This is a genomic window from Rhizobium oryzicola, from assembly GCF_030504645.1.
In the GTDB taxonomy this organism is placed as follows: Bacteria; Pseudomonadota; Alphaproteobacteria; order Rhizobiales; family Rhizobiaceae; genus Neorhizobium; species Neorhizobium oryzicola.
Genome location: NZ_JAUKWQ010000017.1, coordinates 1 through 17525, shown reverse-complemented (window position 1 = coordinate 17525; position 17525 = coordinate 1). Strand labels below are relative to the sequence as shown.

Annotated in this window: 16 protein-coding genes; 9 read left to right on the top strand and 7 right to left on the bottom strand. The window is 58.3% G+C overall.

Annotation, left to right across the window (positions count from 1 at the left end; genetic code table 11):
- The first annotated feature begins 251 nt into the window (after window positions 1-251).
- Window positions 252-626, top strand: a complete 375-nt coding sequence (locus tag Q2T52_RS26185; protein ID WP_302079858.1) for a helix-turn-helix domain-containing protein — start codon at window positions 252-254, stop codon at window positions 624-626.
- Between the two features lie 132 nt (window positions 627-758).
- Here the strand turns inward: Q2T52_RS26185 and Q2T52_RS26180 are convergent, their stop codons facing one another.
- Together Q2T52_RS26180 and Q2T52_RS26175 are read right to left on the bottom strand one after the other, a co-directional pair.
- On the bottom strand, window positions 759-2162 hold the full coding sequence (locus Q2T52_RS26180; protein WP_302079857.1) for a hypothetical protein: 1404 nt from the start codon (window positions 2160-2162) through the stop codon (window positions 759-761).
- A gap of 236 nt (window positions 2163-2398) precedes the next feature.
- Window positions 2399-3559 carry a DUF4214 domain-containing protein gene (locus Q2T52_RS26175; protein ID WP_302079856.1) on the bottom strand — a complete coding sequence of 387 codons (1161 nt, stop codon included), beginning with the start codon at window positions 3557-3559 and terminating at the stop codon, window positions 2399-2401.
- A gap of 161 nt (window positions 3560-3720) precedes the next feature.
- Between Q2T52_RS26175 and Q2T52_RS26170 the strand changes: the two genes are divergently transcribed.
- Window positions 3721-4197, top strand: coding sequence for an NUDIX domain-containing protein (locus Q2T52_RS26170; protein ID WP_302079855.1), 477 nt, complete (start codon window positions 3721-3723; stop codon window positions 4195-4197).
- 12 nt (window positions 4198-4209) lie between these two features.
- On the opposite strand, the gene Q2T52_RS26165 is transcribed toward Q2T52_RS26170, so the two are convergent.
- Window positions 4210-4647 carry a GtrA family protein gene (locus Q2T52_RS26165; RefSeq protein ID WP_302079854.1) on the bottom strand — a complete coding sequence of 146 codons (438 nt, stop codon included), beginning with the start codon at window positions 4645-4647 and terminating at the stop codon, window positions 4210-4212.
- A gap of 7 nt (window positions 4648-4654) precedes the next feature.
- On the bottom strand, window positions 4655-5695 hold the full coding sequence (locus Q2T52_RS26160; RefSeq protein WP_302079853.1) for a glycosyltransferase family 2 protein: 1041 nt from the start codon (window positions 5693-5695) through the stop codon (window positions 4655-4657).
- A gap of 355 nt (window positions 5696-6050) precedes the next feature.
- On the opposite strand from Q2T52_RS26160, the gene Q2T52_RS26155 reads away from it, so the two are divergent.
- The 3 genes from Q2T52_RS26155 (at window position 6051) to Q2T52_RS26145 (ending at window position 7814) form a co-directional block, all read left to right on the top strand.
- The gene (locus Q2T52_RS26155; RefSeq protein ID WP_302079852.1) at window positions 6051-6608 is read left to right on the top strand and encodes a recombinase family protein; all 558 of its coding nucleotides are present in this window, start codon (window positions 6051-6053) and stop codon (window positions 6606-6608) included.
- Between the two features lie 172 nt (window positions 6609-6780).
- Window positions 6781-7464, top strand: coding sequence for a nucleotide-binding protein (locus tag Q2T52_RS26150; protein WP_302079851.1), 684 nt, complete (start codon window positions 6781-6783; stop codon window positions 7462-7464).
- Window positions 7464-7814, top strand: a complete 351-nt coding sequence (locus Q2T52_RS26145) for a hypothetical protein (RefSeq protein WP_302079850.1) — start codon at window positions 7464-7466, stop codon at window positions 7812-7814. Before Q2T52_RS26150 ends, Q2T52_RS26145 begins: the two co-directional genes overlap by 1 nt.
- A gap of 512 nt (window positions 7815-8326) precedes the next feature.
- On the opposite strand, the gene Q2T52_RS26140 is transcribed toward Q2T52_RS26145, so the two are convergent.
- Window positions 8327-9550, bottom strand: a complete 1224-nt coding sequence (locus Q2T52_RS26140) for a replication initiator protein A (RefSeq protein WP_302079849.1) — start codon at window positions 9548-9550, stop codon at window positions 8327-8329.
- A 131-nt stretch (window positions 9551-9681) separates the two neighbouring features.
- Between Q2T52_RS26140 and Q2T52_RS26135 the strand changes: the two genes are divergently transcribed.
- Entirely contained in the window at window positions 9682-10581 is a 900-nt protein-coding gene (locus Q2T52_RS26135) for a hypothetical protein (RefSeq protein ID WP_302079848.1), read from the top strand.
- A 9-nt stretch (window positions 10582-10590) separates the two neighbouring features.
- Here Q2T52_RS26135 and Q2T52_RS26130 read toward each other — a convergent pair whose 3' ends face one another.
- Window positions 10591-11538 carry an NAD-dependent epimerase/dehydratase family protein gene (locus tag Q2T52_RS26130; protein ID WP_302079847.1) on the bottom strand — a complete coding sequence of 316 codons (948 nt, stop codon included), beginning with the start codon at window positions 11536-11538 and terminating at the stop codon, window positions 10591-10593.
- 79 nt (window positions 11539-11617) lie between these two features.
- Window positions 11618-12589, bottom strand: coding sequence for a GDP-mannose 4,6-dehydratase (gmd, locus tag Q2T52_RS26125; RefSeq protein ID WP_302079846.1), 972 nt, complete (start codon window positions 12587-12589; stop codon window positions 11618-11620).
- A 361-nt stretch (window positions 12590-12950) separates the two neighbouring features.
- Between gmd and Q2T52_RS26120 the strand changes: the two genes are divergently transcribed.
- From Q2T52_RS26120 to Q2T52_RS26110, 3 genes are read left to right on the top strand one after another with little or no spacing between them, the layout of a single operon-like run.
- Window positions 12951-14678 carry a type I secretion system permease/ATPase gene (locus Q2T52_RS26120; RefSeq protein ID WP_302079845.1) on the top strand — a complete coding sequence of 576 codons (1728 nt, stop codon included), beginning with the start codon at window positions 12951-12953 and terminating at the stop codon, window positions 14676-14678.
- 58 nt (window positions 14679-14736) lie between these two features.
- Entirely contained in the window at window positions 14737-16053 is a 1317-nt protein-coding gene (locus tag Q2T52_RS26115; RefSeq protein ID WP_302079844.1) for an HlyD family type I secretion periplasmic adaptor subunit, read from the top strand.
- Between the two features lie 37 nt (window positions 16054-16090).
- Complete coding sequence (locus Q2T52_RS26110; protein ID WP_302079843.1) at window positions 16091-17263, top strand: glycosyltransferase family 4 protein; 1173 nt, start codon at window positions 16091-16093, stop codon at window positions 17261-17263.
- Window positions 17264-17525 lie beyond the last annotated feature (262 nt).

Below are 17525 nucleotides of genomic sequence, written 5' to 3'. Positions count from 1 at the left end.
CAGCAATTTACGCTACAGAAGTGTAGTAACGCTACAAATGCACGGAATTTCATAGTCGTTTGTTGCGTGTTTACAGGTATCTTCACAGCCGTCAGATGTGTGGAAATTCTGTCCAGATCGCGTAAAGAACGCAAAAATCCTGATTTTTTGCGAGTTCCTTAAAAGCTCTGGACATTTGAAAGTGATCCGACTACACGTACAGTGATTATGTAACAGGTCGGTTGCCGCGGCACACCAGCAGGATAACGTTAATGAATATGAATCAGCAGAGATTGAAGGACGCTGGCGATATTGCGGAACTGCGCAAGGAGGCCGGGCTTTGGCTGCGCGACAAGCGAGAGACCGCCGGACTGAGTCAGCGGGAGCTCGCCACGAAAGTCGGGTTCGACTATTACACCTTCATCTCGCAGATCGAAGCCGGTCGCGGCAAGGTACCGTCTGAACGCTATGAGGCCTATTCCGTGGCCCTCAACCTGGACCCGCGCGAATTCGCCATCACCATGTTGCGCTATAACGATCCGCACACCTATGCGCTGATCTTCGGCGAGCGGGAACAGAGCGCCAATCCCGATGTTGCAGCACTTGAAGAGCGTCTACGCCGGCTGGAAGCCATGCTCGGCGCCTAATCAAAGGGAGGCCGATCGGCAAGGCTTTCTTTTCCAGCCTATCGGCCCGGCCTGACTTTCCTGACATCAAAAACGCAGCGGCGCCCCGCAAAGAGCGCCGCTGCGTTTAGAGCATTTCCGGACAAAACTTGTTCAGGAGAAGAAGGTCAGCGCATCATCGATCAGGCCGACTTTGGCAATGACCGAGAAGGTGCCGCCCTCCGCCAAGGTGTTGGTCCAGATTCCGATGTCATGATAATCATGGCTGGCAATGCCCTTTTCCTCGATTATCAGCTTGCCGCTGGTGCCATATCGCACATCGTAAACCTGCCCCAACTCCTCCCTGAAGTGGTCCAGAAGGGCAAACATCTTGACGATATCATAATTCGTCTTGAGGGAGAGACCAGCCTTCGCGCTAATCGTATCCAGTGTATCGAGCGTGATCACCTTTGGCGCATCGATCACAGGAGCCGCCGGAGCGGCAACCACGGGAGCGGTTACTGCAGCCTTCTCGACCACCTTTTCAGGAGCGCTATCGGCAGCGCTCTGCATCACTTTTGTCAGTGTCGAACTGGCCGTAGACGTGGTTTCGACGGTGGCCTGACTGTCCTTTTCACTGTCTTTTGCCACGGGCTGCTGAGGCTGTTGAGGCTGTTGAGGTGCAACGTCCGCAACCTTGATCGGAGCCGGCATATCGACAGCTTCGACTGTGGTCTTGGCCGGGAGAGGTTTCAACGGCGTATCACTGGATTTGTGCGTATCTTGATCCCGGTTCTGCGCAATTTCCGTAACCGTTTCCGTCTTCTGCTTTTCAGCGTGCTCCGTCACGACAGTTCTCGCGGTCGACTTATGTTCGTCGATATCCGTAAGGGGCTGGATGGTCGCCTCTTCGTGATGGGTATTGCTGAGCAGCTTGCCGAGATCGCTCTCGACCGAAAATTCCCGGTTGTTGGAGAACACGAGTTCACTGGCCAGGATCATGCCCGCCAGCATGGCGGCGTTGGCCGGCGCATCAACCGACTCAAATGCACGGGCAAAGGCGCTCTGGGCGCGCAGGAAGGAGGGGCTTGCCTTGTCGATCAAGCGCAAGCCGCCGCCTTCCGACGGGGAAAGAGCCTGCTTTTCCGACAAACCCTTGGCATGCGCCTCGCCGCTTTCCAGCTTGAACAGCAGGAAGATGGCCGAAATCGACATAATGATGCGCGCGGCCGGATGGATGACCACATTGCGCGAACGTTCGACGCGGATCGCCAGGTAGCTGCGGACCGCCTCTTCGAAGTCGGTGATGAGCGCGGTGATATCAGCGGCCGAAAGCCTGAGATTCAGCGGTTCACTGATGAGATGGCAGCGGTTGTCGATGCGGGCAACATGCAGGAAGACGTCCTGCGAACTCATATCGAAGAAAACCATCCAGGGCTCGCCGATATCGGTGAGGCCTCGATCAATCCCGATTGCTGCGCCGTTTTCCGCAAGAAGACGATGAGCGCGATAGAAATCGGCGATTTCCTGCTGCGACCAGTCGGCGGCGCGAGGCTCCACCTTCTTCACGTTTCTCATCGGAAAGGGGACAATCCGCATCGGCGCCGTTCTCAGTTCTTTGCAATAATTCGAACAATGGCAACAGGCTGTCGCGCAACCGGAAGGCGCAAAAACAAGAAGCCTTTTAAAATCAGTAAGCCAATTCGAACCTCAAGGCAATGTCCGGATGGCTCCCCCCAGGGCTGGGCCATGGCTTTGCAGAGCAAAATCGCCCCAGCGTTGAAACCATGCTACACTTGAAGGGGCGCTCAGCGCTACACGAACCAGACGCCATCGCTGATCGCGGCAGCCGTATTCGCCTGGTTTTCCGCGCTTTCGGAAAAATCAGCCAGTAGTTTTTCCCTGAGATACCCCGTGTTCAGCTTGTCCTGCCAGTAACTGGCACCGCTTGTATCCGGCGCTCGATGCAGGACGTTCTGGTAAACGAGCGTAACGAAGGCCGTGGTACTTACCGTCTGCGGCGTACCATAGGTGCTGCGGAACTCGTTTGAATCAATGAAGCTCTTGGACATTCGCAACAGGTCCGTCTGGTCAGCGTCGAGCTGGCCGATCCAGAAGCCGAGGCCGCCGGCATCCGGCTTACGGTTGAAGGCCGCCTGATAAAGCCGGTAGGCTTGACCCGCCTCCCCCGCCGTATCGAAGGCCAGTGTACCATCCGTAAATTTCAGCCGCTCGATATTGATGAGCGTATCGGTTCCCTCCCCCTTGGCGGTGATTGTCGTGCCGGAGCGGCTGATGGTGACCGCCGCCCGCTTGACCCCAAAGACGGCCGTGTCGACGCCCCCCCCTCCATCGACAACGTCATTGCCTGAGGTCAGTAGAAAGCGATCATTGCCTGACGTCGCATAGAAGCTCCTGGCGGCTTGCGCGCCATAGAGTTCCCGTACCCCCTCGATATCTCCCTCGCCGAGCGTCGTTGTATAACCGGTCGTCGGATACATGATGTCGGTTTTGTCATCGACGTGATCCAGACCGATCGCATGGCCGATTTCGTGGAGGGCGACCGTGTAGAAATTCATGGCCTTGTTACCAAGCGCGGTCTTGTTGGTTGTCCAGGTCTCGGCCGTGTCGAACCGGATCTCGGCGCTCGTCAGGTAATAATCGTAACCGTCATTCGTGCGGGTCTTCCAACTTGCCTCGCCGACGGTCTTGTATGCACCGTCAATGGCATCCCAGCCAAGCCGGATCATGGTCTTGGCATTGTCGGCCACTTCGACGAAATGGATATTCGCAACCGCCTCCCAGGCCGCAAAGGCATCACGGACCAGCTGTTGGTAGACGGGATCGGTGATACTGTAATCATAGGAATAGCCGCCGCTCCAGCTGGCGGTGGCGAAACTCCAGGTAACCTGGCCACCGGTCGTTCCGTATTCCGGATCACCCCATTTGGGGCCAGTCAGTTCATAGGATCCCATGATCATCTCCGAAAAGGCAAAGCACTCTTCGTCTCGGAGGGAACATCGGTGGCATTTTTCTGTCTGCCGATGAGAATGACGTCAAAGGCATAGTTTCTTCCGATGTCACTGTTCGGCGTATAGAGCGTGCATAATCCCTGGCACTACCCTATCTGGAAACTATGAAATTTTACCCCCTCAACATGTTGAGCCGCCTCACCTCCCGGCTTCTCCTGGCGAATTATTCTCTCTTTAGCGGCAAGATCCTGGCCGTGCGCGCACTCTGCCTGGACGAGGCGCGGCGCATCTATCTGGTGCGCCATACCTATACGCCCGGTTGGCATCTGCCGGGCGGCGGCGTCGAAAACGGCATGACGGCGGAAGAAACGTTACACAAGGAACTGAAGGAAGAGGGCAACCTGATCATCAAAGGTCAGCCGCGCCTCGCCCAAGTCTATCTCAACAGTCATGCCTCGCCCCGCGAACACATTCTGCTTTATACGGCGGAGGTTAGGCAGGCGGAGATGTTTCACGGCAATCTCGAAATCCTCGAAGGCCGCTTCTTTGCACTGGATGAACTGCCTTCCAACATGCATCCGGCGACTGCACGCCGGATCGGTGAATTCGTGACCGGCCACTTTGCTGCTACGCGCTGGTAGAGGCGCTCAGGATCAGCAATCGCCAGTTTCTCCGTCCTTCTGCGAAACAGCGAACACCCAGAACTTTGAGGCGATAAACGTTGCTACTGGCACCACGGCAATGGCGATACCCAGCACCAGCCAGTTCGGCAGCACAGTCCGCGACAGGGCGAAAACGATCGACTGGTTGATGATAAAGCCGCCAAGGGCAACAAGGATAAATTTAGGAAAGCGCCTGACATGCCGGCCCTGTCCTGCTACGGCCGAGAAGGTCAGCCGGGCATGCCCGAAATAAGATACCATGAGCGCCACTGCAAAGCCGCAAGGGTTGGCAAGCGTCAGCGGAAGAAATCTGGTCAGAAGGAGCGCGGCGGCATAATGGACTGCCGTCGCCAACAGTCCAACCGCCGCAAAAAACGCGATTTGCCGCCCGATAGTAAAGGGTAAGCGCATTGACTCCCGTCCGAACAAGGCCCTCTCAGCCGATTGCGCGACGCTCCTGATCGTCGCGACCGCTATGCGGAGCGGCCTGTTCATGATCGCCTAGCTGACTGGAAGCACCATAGATGCGGGAGGCAAGATAGACCGGTCGCTGCTTCACTTCCATATAGACACGGCCCAGATATTCGCCCAGTACACCAAGTCCGATGAGCTGTACGCCACCGAGGAAAAGGATCGCCGTCAATATTGAGGCGTAACCCGGCACGCTGACGCCGAAGAGAAGCGTACGACCGATGATGAAGGCGCCATAGATAAAGGCAAGTGCGGCTATGCCGAGACCGAAATAAGTCCAGATCCGCAGCGGAATGGTGGAGAAGGATGTGATGCCGTCGAGGGCGAAATTCCAAAGGCGCCAGTAATTGAATTTGCTGGAACCCGCCTGGCGTTCGCGACGCTCGAAATCGATCGCATAAGTCCGAAAGCCGACCCAGGCAAACAAGCCTTTCATGAAGCGCACCCGTTCGGGAAGCGCATTCAGTGCATTGACCACAGCACGATCCATCAGACGGAAATCGCCCACATCATCCGGAATCTTGAAATCGGCAATTCGGTTAAACCAGGTATAGAAGCCGCTCGCTGTCAAACGCTTGAGGGAGCTGTCGCTATCACGGCGCACACGCCGACCATAGACGACGTCATAACCTTCACGCCAACGGGCAATCATCTGCCCGATCAGCTCGGGCGGCTCCTGCAGATCGACATCCATGATGATAACTGCATCGCCCTTGGCGTTCTGCAGGCCAGCGGTCATGGCCGCCTCCTTGCCGAAATTGCGCGAGAGATCAATTATTCGCAGATCGTTATGCTGCTGCCGCAGTTCGAGAAGAGCCGTCAGCGTCTTGTCGCTGCTGCCATCATTGATGAATAAAAACTCGTAATTCAGATTCAACATCGGCAGGTGTTGGCGAACTTCCTGAAGAAAAATTTCAACTGCTTCTTCCTCGTTATAGACCGGTACAAGAATCGTGATCAGCGCATGACCACCTCGACCATCCCGCTCTATTTGAGAAATACGCATTTCACCCGCCTTCAGTGGTCGCACACCTTTAAAGAGTAAACTTTTAATCCGGCTTTATTTTAGCCGGATGATCGACAAAGACACGTAAGACGTGCGTCTAAATCGTATAAAGTCTATAAAAATCCCGTTTCAGTAGCATGAATAGGAATGATGCTCAAGTTTGAAGCATTCAAGATCCAAACAAGTGGCTTTTTTATCACGGTCGTGTGCTGAGGCAGGTACAGTGACTGCGATGGCGTGCGCATCGTTGCGGAAACGAAGGTTTGAGCAACAACCGGCGGACAGATGGAAAGGCAGTGGGTTGAGCGTTGCATAAACCTGTTGCATAACAGAGGTCGTGTTAGGGGTATTCGACATGCTGTTTGGTTATGCGCGCGTCTCCAAGACGGAGGATCAGGATCTCGCTTTGCAACTGCGCGCTCTGCATGCGGCGGGCTGCGATCGGGTGGTGGAGGAGCGCGCCTCCGGCGCACGCTTCGATCGCCCTGCCCTGCACCGCCTCCTTGATGAGTTGAGGCCGGGTGACGTCGTCGTGGTCTGGAAACTCGACCGGCTGACGCGATCGCTCAAGGACATGCTGGCGATCCTGGATCGGATCGAGGCAGAAGGTGCCGGCTTTCGCTCCCTGACGGAGGCGGTCGATACCACCACTCCGCCCGGGCGCATGATGATGCAGATGCTGGGCGCCTTTGCCGAATTCGAGCGGTCGCTGATCCGCGAGAGAACGCTGGCCGGGCTTGCCGCAGCGCGTGAAAGAGGCCGCGTCGGCGGGCGGCGTCCGAAGCTGACCGGCGAGCAGAGAGACGAGATCCGTCTGATGCTGAAGGCCGGACGAACAGCTGCCGATATCGCCCGCCTGTTCCGGGTGCATCGTTCGACGATCACGCGCCTTGCCGCGGAATTGGTTCCATAGGACTAGCCGACCCCATGATTGCAATATGCTATCATAAAGATAGCAATCAATTTAATATCAGATAGCTATCTGCTAGCTTTATGCTATCAATCCGATTGCAATCATATAGCAACCAAATATCAATCATCTCGGCCGATGCTGGCCGCAATACATCCAGCTGGAGAGATCCGTCATGCCTGTTATCTGCGCCGCAAACCCCAAGGGCGGGGCCGGCAAATCCACGACCATCCTGGCGCTTGCCTCGACGCTTGCCGAACAGGGCGGCTCCGTCACCATCATCGATGCCGACCCGAACAAGCCGATTTCCGATTGGCGCAGCGGTGCAAGCCGGCTGCCGATCAAGGTCCTGAGCAATGCGACAGAGGCGAATATCCGCGATCTCATCAATACGGCAGCCGCGGAAGCGCAATTCGTCTTCGTGGATCTCGAAGGCACCGCCAGCCGCCTTGCCTCGCGCGCCATCATCCGTGCCGATCTGACCCTGATCCCGCTTGCCGGCAGTGCGCTCGACGCCAAGCAAGCGGCGCGCGCCGTCAATCTGGTGCGCGAAAGCGAAGAGGATATCGGCCGCAAGCTGAATTTCACGCTCGCCTTTAACCGCACCAATCCACCGCCCTTTACGCGCCGCATCGAACGCGAGATCACCGAGCAGATGCTGTCGAACGATCTGCCTGTTCTCAAAACCCATCTCTACCGGCGCGAGGCCTATAACGCCATGTTCATGGAGCGCCTCAGCCTGTTCGAGCTCGATGCCTCCCAGGTGAACGGGCTGGAGCCGGCGATCGACAATGCCATCCAGCTGACGGCGGAAGTGCTGGAGCTTTTGAAGCGCAATGCCGGGGAAAGGGCCGCCTGATGTCGAAGGATCTCGGATTTGGCAAGCCGGCAAAGGCTGAGCCCCGCAAGCTGGAAACCAAGATGCTCGATTTGAGCGGCTTTGCGCCTCGTCAGCCTGAACGGGGTGTCTCGCCGAAGGACGAACAGATCGACCAGCTGAAGGCGGACCAGGCGGCAGAAAGGGCAGGCTTCCAGAGCCGTGAACCGACGCAGCGCATCAAGCGCATTCGCAAGTCGTCGGAGCCGCTCGATCAGGCTTTCGTCCGCGCGCCGCTCGATGTCATCAACCGTTTCAAGGACTACTGCAATCAGACCGGCATGTCCTATGGCGAAGCGCTGGAGGAACTCATGCGCAAGGCGGGCCTGTAGTAATCTTGAGGAGGGGAGGGCTCCTTCCGTCCTCCTCTTGGCCGTTGATGCCTCCACCGAATCTGGTCTGTTCCTGTGGACTTTACCGACAAGACAAAATCGAAAGACCGTTCACGTCCATGGTCTCTTCCTCATTTTCCCTTGCCATTTTTGTCGTGATTTGCCGCTCAGATCTTCCCCGTGATCAGCCTTGTCGATGACCCTTTTCGCAGCCATTTTTGTCGCTCAGTTTTCAGTTTTGTCTTGTTTTAAGTGTTTTATATAGTTTTAGCAAAAAAAATGCTTGTTTTTGATTTTTATTTCAAAGGCTTGCCGATTTTTGTCGTCGGCGATGTACGGAAAAATGTCGGCGATGTACGGAAGTTTGTCGGCCAAGTACGGAAAAAAGTCGCCGATGTACGGTTTCGTCAGCCTGCTCCGCGAGGCGTCCCGCGGGGGATTTTGTCGTCGGTCAAGTACGGAACCGCTCGTCATTTTTGTCGTCGGCGATGTACGGAAGTCCACGACAAAAATCAGTCGGTTTCGATGAGCTCGGCCATGCCGTGGGGCATTGTCTCGTCGCGGCGGCGCATGTAGAGCACGGCACCATCCTTGCCCTCCTGCAGGGCCAGATCGTAATCGGGCATGGGGAAGGCCTGGGTGCGGGTGATGAACTCCTTCAGGTCATAGGCGAACTTGCGATAGTCCTGCGTGGAGCCGCTGCGCTTGTGGATCTCGCGCACACTGTAGACGGCTTCGCCCTTGCCCGCCGCCTTGCGTGCCAGCCGATAGATGAAGCGGCCAAGGCCCGAGCTGATCAGGAAGTAATCCTCATGCAGCGTCAGAAGCGGAATGGTCTTTTCGTTGCGCACCACGCTCATATAGACCCAGTCGGGAATGGTGATCTCGATCATGTCGATGCGGTTGGCATTGGTGCGGCTCACCACGCTGTAACCGCCGATCAGCGGGCGGCTGTCCACTTGGCGGCGCCTGCCGTTCGAAAGGTTCACCACCTTGATCGTAGTATTGGCCAGACGGTCGAGGGCCGCTTCCAGATCCTCATAGGATTTGCCGCCATCGGAGCGCCGGCAGAATTTGAGGACATGCGAGGCGCTCGGCCGATAGGTCTTCGGCGGCAGGCTGGGGCGCAGGCCCTTAGCCTCGTCGCGGCGATAGCGCTGCACCTCTTCGGCGAGATGCGAGACCATGTTGAGGAAGATGTCGTAGTCGAAGACGGTCGCAAGCCCCGTCTCGGCGCCGCCCTCAATGGTGATCAGGCTGTCCTTCAGCTCGTAGCGGATGATGCCGGCATTCGAGCGCTTGCTGAGCGAGAAGGGCGCCACATCCATCAGGTTCACGTCGTCCTTGATCGGCGCGTCATAGACGGTCGGCACGAAGAAGGTCAGCTGTGCGTCTTCAGGCGGGGCAGGGCGCAGGATGCGCTTCGGCACGCTCTCCTGCATCAGCACGGCGGTGATGTCGGCCTGCAGGCTTTCATTGCGGATCGCTTCGCCGAGATTGCGGATCGCGCGGTTGACCGGCGTATCCTCCATCTGGTCGAGCTTGAGATCGGCCCAGACGCGGCGGCTATAATAACGGCGCAGGCGGCTCAACGCATCCTTGTCGAGCTCGCATTCCTCGCGCCCGTGCAAGGCCGCAAAATGCCGCGACAGATCCTGCAGATAGGCATTCTTTTCATGCAGGGAGAGCGCGGCAAACTGCTCGCGCGCCATCATGGAAAATTTCGATCGCTTCATTCGTCCCGCATGACCTCTGGTCGTTTGGTATAAGCCTCGTGCATTTAGCCCAGAACCGCTTTAAGAACCGGCCAGGATCATCGCACGCGTTGCCGAGGCGAGGTAGCCTCCCGCAGACAGGAATACCCGAAATGCTCGAAAAACTGAAACAGCACCTCAAGGAGGTGATGGAAAGCACGAACCTGATCGGGGAGGGGGATATCGAGACGCTCTCCCAGGCCTTTGCAAGCATTTCCTTGAAACTCGATCGCCTGATCGAGCTGCAGGCCTCGTCCTATATCGATTTCGTCAAGGAACATTCCGCCCGCTATGCCGATGAAAAGCGGATCGCTGCGGCTTACGGCCAGGTCTACAGCCAGAACAATGAGGACGGCATCATCGCGGAAATCTTTCGCCGCATCGGGACCGAGAGCAAAACCTTCATCGAAGTGGCCGCCGGCGACGGGATCGAGAACACCACGCGCCTTCTGGTGGAAACCGGCTGGCGGGGTCTGTGGGTGGAAGCCGGCGATGCGGAGGCCGATTGCATCCGCCATCTCATGCGTACCCCCTTGACGACCGGACAGTTAACCTTCGTCAACGAGAAGGTAACCCTCGATAATATTGAGGCGATGGTGCGCGACAGCGGCTATGTCACGCCGGACTATATCTCCGTCGATATCGACTATAATACATCACATATCTGGCGAAAGCTCGCGCAGTTTCGCCCGCGTCTCTTCTGCATCGAATATAACGGCCATTTCCCACCCTCCATGTCTTTTGAAGTTCCTTACCGGGAAGACAAGGTCTGGACGGGTACCAACCGCTTTGGCGCCAGCCTGAAAGCGCTCGAAGAGATCGGCCGGGAAAACGGCTATCAGCTGGTCGGCTGCGATGTCTTCGGCGTCAACGCCTTCTTCGTGCGCGAGGATCTCTGCAGCGAGGCGCTGTTCGCGGCACCCTTTACGGCTGAAAACCATTACGAGCCGCCGCGTTTCGGGGCGGTGCGCGCCCGCGGCCATGCCCGCCATTTGCCTTTCGGGACGGAGTAGGGGAGGGGGTTAGCCCCGCGGCTCAGCGGCGATCCGCTGACGCTGATCGTCCAGAACCTCGGCCAGCATGTCGCCGATGGCAATCTTCGGCGACCAGCCGAAATCGGCTTTCAGGCGGTCATGGCTGCCGGATGCCGTCACCACCTTGTTGGGGAAGTAACGGGCCGGGTCGACCTCGACCGTGATCGCGTGGCCGGAGGCGGTGAGAAGCCCGTTCAGGAGATCGGCGATCGCAACCGGTGCTGATGTGGAAATGTTGTAGGTAGCGCCCGGCTGGATAGACGGGGCGTCTGCGGCGGCGAGATAGGCATCCACCACGTCGGTCACATGCAGGAAGTCGCGGCGCGCCTCGAGATTGCCGACCTTGATGACGGGATCCTGCAGCCCTGCCTCGATGCGGGCGACCTGCTCGGCAAAGGCCGGCACCACGTAATCGGGGCTCTGCCCGGGGCCTGAATGATTGAAGGGCCGGAAAATGACGGCCTGCAACCCGTCTTCCCCCATCTGGCGCAGCATCAGGTCGGCGGCCGACTTGGTGGCGCCATAGGCGCTCATGGGTTCGAGTGCCGCCTCTTCCCGGACCGGTTCCGGATGGCGGTTGAAGGCATTGCCATAGGCTTCCGAACTGCCGGACCAGATCAGCCGGGCGCCGATTGTCCGCGCGGCAGAGGCAATGTTGAGCGTGCCGATGACATTGACCATCCAGGCTTCGGAGGGATCCTTCTGTGCCTGGCGGGGGGCGGCAATCGCCGCCAGATGCACCACCGCATCCGGTTTTGCGCTTGTGAGTGCGCGTTCGACGGCGGCCTTGTCGCGGATATCGGGACGCTCGCCGTTTTCGGGATCAATGAAATCGACAAGTTCGAAACGATCTGGTGCTGAGGCACGGATGCGTTCGATCAGGGCACGTCCGACGAAACCTTGCGATCCTGTTATCAGAAGACGGCGGTTCGACATGGGGGACGGGCTCCTTTTGTCCATGAAAGGACTGCCCCGCCAGGTAAGGGCGGGACAGAACCGAAGACGTTGGGACGGATCAGGACAGGCGCTTGAGGTCGGCCTCGACCATTTCGCGGATCAGGTCTTCCATGGAGGTTTCCGGCTCCCAGCCGAGCTTTTCCTTGGCCTTGGAGGGATCGCCCAGCAGGATGTCGACTTCGGCCGGGCGGAAGAGCTTCTCGTCGATCACCAGGTGGTCATCGATGTTGAGGCCGACATGCGAGAAGGCGATCTCGCACATGGTGCGCACCGTCGATGTCTTGCCGGTTGCCACGACGTAGTCATCAGGCGTGTCCTGCTGCAGCATCAGCCACATGGCCTTGACGTAGTCGCGGGCATGGCCCCAGTCGCGCTTGGCGCTGGTATTGCCGAGGCGCAGTTCCTTGGAGAGGCCGAGCTTGATGCGGGCAACGCTGTCGGTCACCTTGCGGGTGACGAATTCGATGCCGCGCAGCGGGGATTCATGATTGAAGAGAATGCCGCTGGAGGCGTGAATACCAAAACTTTCGCGGTAGTTGACCGTGATCCAGTGACCATAGAGCTTGGCAACAGCATAGGGCGAGCGCGGATAGAAGGGCGTCTTTTCCGACTGGACCGGATGCTGCACGAGACCGTACATTTCCGAGGAGGATGCCTGGTAGAAACGGGTATCCGGCTTTGCCAGGCGCAGCGCTTCGAGAACATTGGTCACGCCAAGTGCCGTCACCTGACCGGTCAGGATCGGCTGCTGCCAGGAAGACGTCACGAAAGATTGAGCGGCAAGATTATAGACTTCATCGGGCTTGATTGTGGTGATCGTGCGCACCAGGCCTGAGAGATCCTGCAGGTCGCCATCAACGATCTGCACGTCCTTTTCGATGTTGAGCCACTTGAGGCGGGTCAGGTTCACGTCAGCGGTGCTGGAACGGCGGGCGAGACCGAAAACCTTGTATCCCTTCGACAGAAGAAGCTGGGCGAGATAGGCGCCGTCCTGGCCGGTGATACCAGTAATCAAGGCTGTGCGAGTCATTCATGCTCCTAACGGATCGGGCAGCGCCTCATGGCTGCTTTCAGGCGGTTTTTGATATGGCCTGAGCCTGTAGCGGAAGGCGGCTGGCGCTTCAAGCACTCCCCGGCAATTCACTGCCCTGTGCAGCAGAAGGCAGAGCGAATCCGGTCTAAATTAGCGGCAAATCCACGACAAAAGCCTGCGCAATGATTAGCGGGACGCACCATTGCCTTTATCGGAAAGTCTAGTATGACCACAAAAGGTTTCGCCCGTCGTCCAGTTGTTATCGCAATTAAGCCATGAAGCTGTTACTTTAGGTCGAAATGGCGACACGGCGATGCCACGGGATCGCGCTGACAAGCGATGGTGAAAGAATAGCTCCATGAAAGCAAATCCGTTCCAGCAGGCTTTAACGACATATCGGACCATCATTATTGCGACCATGAGTTTCAGCGTCGCAATTAACGTGCTGATGTTCGTCAGTCCGCTCTATATGCTCCAGGTTTATGACCGCGTGCTCCATAGCCGCAGTGAAATGACCCTGATGATGCTGACCCTGATTGCGCTGGCGATGTTGGCTCTCTACGGTCTGCTCGAATGGATACGCTCCCGCGTTCTGGTGCGCGCCGGTATGCGCTTCGATGAGATGATTGCCAAAGGCGTCTTCAGCCGCGTCATCACCTCCACTCTGAGGCATCCGCAAGGCCGGACCGAATTTGCCCTGATGGACATCGACCGCCTGCGCGAATTCCTGACCGGCTCGGGCCTGATCGCGCTGTGCGATCTTCCCTGGATGCCGATCTTTCTCGCCGTCTGTTTCTTCTTCCACCCGTTGATCGGCTGGATCTCCACCGTCGGCGCCGTCATCGTCTTTGCGTTGGCGATCGCTAACGAATTCATGACCAAGAAGGAACTGTCCAAGGCCACGGTTGCCGGCCAGGGCGCGATGCACTTCTCCAATTCGACGCTGATGAACGTTGAAGTCATCCGGGCGCTCGGCATGGAAGACAGTCTGCGTGGCCGCTGGGGCGTCCTTCACCGCAACATGCTCGAACACCAGGCCGTTGCCAGTGACCGTTCCGGCGCGCTGCTGTCGATTTCCAAATTCGTACGTATGGGCCTGCAGACCATCATCCTCGGTGCAGGTGCCTATCTTGCACTCGAAGCGGCAATTTCGCCGGGCTCGATCATTGCCGCCTCGATCATGATGGGCCGAGCCCTGCAGCCGGTCGACCAGGTCGTCGGTCAGTGGAAGCAGTTCCTCGGCGCCCGCCAGGCCTATGCCCGGCTCAACAAGATCTTCGTGGAAATGCCCGAGGAAGAGGACAAGCTGCCTCTGCCGGCTCCGAGCGGCACGCTTGTCGTGGAACAGCTCGCCGTTGCAGCGCCGGGCGGCAAGGCGCCGCTGGTGCACAGCGTCACCTTCCAGGTCAATCCCGGCGAGGCGGTTGCGATTGTCGGCCCGAGCGGTGCGGGCAAGTCGAGCCTCGTGCGCGCACTCGTCGGCATCTGGGCGCCGGCTGCTGGCACGATCCGTCTGGACGGATCCGAACTCCAGCATTGGGAAGCCAATGCGCTTGGCCGCCATCTCGGCTATCTGCCGCAGAGCGTTGAGCTGTTTGCCGGTACGATCGCCGAAAACATTTCCCGCTTCCAGGAGGATGCGACCCCGGAAAGCATCATCGAAGCAGCCAAGCTTGCCAATGTGCATCAGCTGATCCAGAACCTGCCGGATGGTTACGACACCCAGATCGGTGTGGGCGGCCGCCAGCTCTCCGGCGGTCAGCGCCAGCGCGTCGGCCTTGCTCGCGCCCTCTATGGCAGCCCGTCCGTCATCGTTCTCGACGAACCGAACGCCAATCTCGACAGCGAAGGCGAAGAAGCGCTCAACCATGTCATTCAACAGCTGAAGACCATGGGCAAGAGCATCCTTTTCGTCAGCCACAAGATGAGCCTGGTGGCCATGTCGGACAAGACGCTGGTGCTGGCGCAGGGTCGCATGCAGGGTTATGGCGCAACGCGTGACCTCTTGCAGCCGAAGCCGGCCGTGACGTCGATCCACCCGAACAATCCGACTGAGGCTGGTGCAGAGCGTAGCGCAGCCGTCTGACGGTTGCGCATTCCAGGATCTCTGTCTGCCCTCCAAGACCGCTTGAGAAAGCATGATGATGAACACCAAACAGCATGCCAAAAGCCGCAGCTTTTCCCCGCGTCCCTATGTGGCGGCCGGCTATGTGACGATTTTCCTCGGCTTCGGCATTTTCGGAACCTGGGCCGCCACCGCGCCGCTCGCCAGCGGCGTCGTTGCCCATGGTGTCGTGTCCGTGGAAGGCAACCGTAAGACGATCCAGCATCTGGAAGGTGGCATCGTCTCGGAAATCGTTGCCAAGGAAGGTGATATCGTCAATCCGGGCGATGTGCTGGTGAAGCTCGACGCGACACAGGCGATGGGCAATTACACGGTCTGGAGCACCAAGCTTCTCTATCTGCAGGCCGCCGAAGCGCGCCTGATTGCCGAAGCCCGTGGCGACAGCAATATCGAATTTCCCGAAAACCTGCTGAACAGCACGCTTCCGGAAGCAAAAGCCGCCATGACGTTGCAGCGCGGCATCCTGGAATCACGCATCAAGACCCGTGACGGCCAGGTCGCGATCCTGAACTCGCGTATCCAGCAGCTCAACAAGGCGACCGAAGGCCTCGTCAACCAGATCGACGCCAGCGACAAGCAGATCGCCTCGATGAGCGAGGAAATGGACCGCATGAACAACGGCCTTCAAAAGGGCGCCGTTGCCATCAACTCGCTATCGCAGATGACCCGCAGCATGCTGGAATTCCAGCGCGTGCGCGGCGAAGCCGAAACCGATCTCGCCAAGATCCGCGAGACGATCGGCGAAACCGAACTGCAAATCGTCCAGGTAAAGCAGGAGTTTTCCGACAAGGCGGTGAGCGAGCACAAGGAAGTGCGCGACCAGGTCGAGGAAGTGCGCGAACGCGCCCGCGTCGCCAAGGACGTGCTGGCGAGAACCACCGTGACCGCTCCGGTGCGCGGCATGGTGCAGAGCATCCGCATTCACACCACCAATGGTGTCGTTCGTCCGGCAGAGCCGCTTCTCGATATCGTGCCGCTGGATGATGACCTGCTCGTCAATGCGCAGATCCGCCCGATCGACATCGACAACGTGGCCGCCGATTCCGAAGTCGAAGTCCGCTTCTCAGCCTTCTCGGCCAAGACGACGCCGGCGATCTACGGCAAGGTTTCCGTGCTCGGCAAGGACGTGATCCAGCCGGAAGCCGGCACCAATCGCGAGCCTTATTACCAGGCTCTGGTGCGCGTCGATGACAAGAACGTCCCCCCGGAAATCAAGGGCCGCATCGTCGCCGGCATGCCGGTCGATGTCATCATTTCCACCGGCGAACGTACCTTTGCCCAGTACATCGCCAAGCCGCTGGTTGACTCCTTCCATAAGAGCATGAAAGAAAAATAGGCATGTTCTTGTCTGACATGTCTGGTGCTGCGCCGGTATGAAGGTTGTCCTGTCGGTGCAGTCGATCAAGTTTCCTCTTACGGGAATTGGTCGATATACCTATGAGCTCACACGTCACCTACCTCAGGTGGCCAATGTTGAAACGCTTCGCTTCTACACGGGCGAAGCGTTTATCGATTCTATTCCAGAGCCCAATACGCTTGCAGAAGAGCCGGAGCGGCCGATGGCCGTGGGTGCTTTCCAGCGTTTCAAGCGGTTCGTCGCGAAAAGCCAGACGGTCGTCGATGTCTATCGTTTCCTGAAGGCGCGTACCGAAGGCTCACCCTTTGCCGGTCTTGATGACCACGTCTATCACGGCACCAATTTCTACGTGCCGCGCTTTCCGGGCGCCTCGGTCGTCACGCTGCACGACCTTTCTGTCTTCACCATGCCGCAGTTTCACCCGCGCGAACGGGTCTCCTATCTCGGACGCGAGGTGGAAGCATCGATGAAACGTGCCCGGCGCATCATCACCGATTCCGACTATATCAAGGGCGAGATCGTCTCGCATTTCGGCTTTCCGGAAGAGCGCATCAGTGTCGCGAAACTGGCTTGCGGCGAGGAGTTTCATCCACGCGGCCCGGAGGAAATCGCCGGTCTGCTTTCGACCTATGGCCTGACCTATGGCGCCTATACGCTCTATGCCGGCACGATCGAGCCGCGCAAGAACCTCGCCAATCTCATTGAGGCCTATGGCCGTCTGCCCTTGTCGATCCGTGAAGCGCGGCCGCTGGTGCTGGTCGGCTATAAGGGCTGGAACAATGCCGAGATCCTGAAAAAGATCGACCAGGGCACCCGCGAAGGCTGGATCAAATATCTGGGCTATGTGCCGGCCGATCACCTGCCGCCGCTTCTGTCGGGTGCCGGCCTGTTTGCCTTTCCCTCCTGGTATGAGGGCTTTGGCCTGCCGGTTCTGGAGGCGATGGCCTCAGGCGTTCCGGTTCTCACCTCACCGCTCTCCTGCATTCCGGAAGTGGGCGGTGATGCCGTGCATTATGCCCATCCGGACGACCTTCCCCGCATGACCGAGTTCCTGGAACAGGGCCTGTTCGATGAAAGCTGGCGGCAGAAGGCGATTGCCGGCGGCCTGAAGCGCGCGACCGGCTTCAGCTGGAAGCGCTGCGCCGAAGACACCGTCCAGGCCTATCGGCTGGCATTGGGACATGCATGACGGTAAGCAGTGATCCATCGATGCTGCGTGCCACGCTGATGCGCGCTAGAGCATTTCCGGCAAACTCCGGGTCAGTTCTGTTTCACGATTGGCGCGTACGATCCGGTGGTGAAACGGGTGAAGTTCGATGCTCCTGCATCGGGCGAGACCGGTTCGCCATCGGGCGTCCGCCAATCGGAAACCCGAAGGGACGGGCGCTTTTGCACCGATATCAGCGCCGCGCCACTCGACCGTATCAAGGGATATGCCCTTCGTGTCTCGG

Bases quoted from the DNA above. Each gene is read 5' to 3' on its own strand.
- Q2T52_RS26185 (WP_302079858.1), top strand. From the start codon at position 252: ATGAATATGAATCAGCAGAGATTGAAGGACGCTGGCGATATTGCGGAA.
- Q2T52_RS26180 (WP_302079857.1), bottom strand. From the start codon at position 2,162: ATGAGAAACGTGAAGAAGGTGGAGCCTCGCGCCGCCGACTGGTCGCAG.
- Q2T52_RS26175 (WP_302079856.1), bottom strand. From the start codon at position 3,559: ATGGGATCCTATGAACTGACTGGCCCCAAATGGGGTGATCCGGAATAC.
- Q2T52_RS26170 (WP_302079855.1), top strand. From the start codon at position 3,721: ATGAAATTTTACCCCCTCAACATGTTGAGCCGCCTCACCTCCCGGCTT.
- Q2T52_RS26160 (WP_302079853.1), bottom strand. From the start codon at position 5,695: ATGCGTATTTCTCAAATAGAGCGGGATGGTCGAGGTGGTCATGCGCTG.
- Q2T52_RS26155 (WP_302079852.1), top strand. From the start codon at position 6,051: ATGCTGTTTGGTTATGCGCGCGTCTCCAAGACGGAGGATCAGGATCTC.
- Q2T52_RS26150 (WP_302079851.1), top strand. From the start codon at position 6,781: ATGCCTGTTATCTGCGCCGCAAACCCCAAGGGCGGGGCCGGCAAATCC.
- Q2T52_RS26145 (WP_302079850.1), top strand. From the start codon at position 7,464: ATGTCGAAGGATCTCGGATTTGGCAAGCCGGCAAAGGCTGAGCCCCGC.
- Q2T52_RS26140 (WP_302079849.1), bottom strand. From the start codon at position 9,550: ATGAAGCGATCGAAATTTTCCATGATGGCGCGCGAGCAGTTTGCCGCG.
- Q2T52_RS26135 (WP_302079848.1), top strand. From the start codon at position 9,682: ATGCTCGAAAAACTGAAACAGCACCTCAAGGAGGTGATGGAAAGCACG.
- Q2T52_RS26130 (WP_302079847.1), bottom strand. From the start codon at position 11,538: ATGTCGAACCGCCGTCTTCTGATAACAGGATCGCAAGGTTTCGTCGGA.
- gmd (WP_302079846.1), bottom strand. From the start codon at position 12,589: ATGACTCGCACAGCCTTGATTACTGGTATCACCGGCCAGGACGGCGCC.
- Q2T52_RS26120 (WP_302079845.1), top strand. From the start codon at position 12,951: ATGAAAGCAAATCCGTTCCAGCAGGCTTTAACGACATATCGGACCATC.
- Q2T52_RS26115 (WP_302079844.1), top strand. From the start codon at position 14,737: ATGAACACCAAACAGCATGCCAAAAGCCGCAGCTTTTCCCCGCGTCCC.
- Q2T52_RS26110 (WP_302079843.1), top strand. From the start codon at position 16,091: ATGAAGGTTGTCCTGTCGGTGCAGTCGATCAAGTTTCCTCTTACGGGA.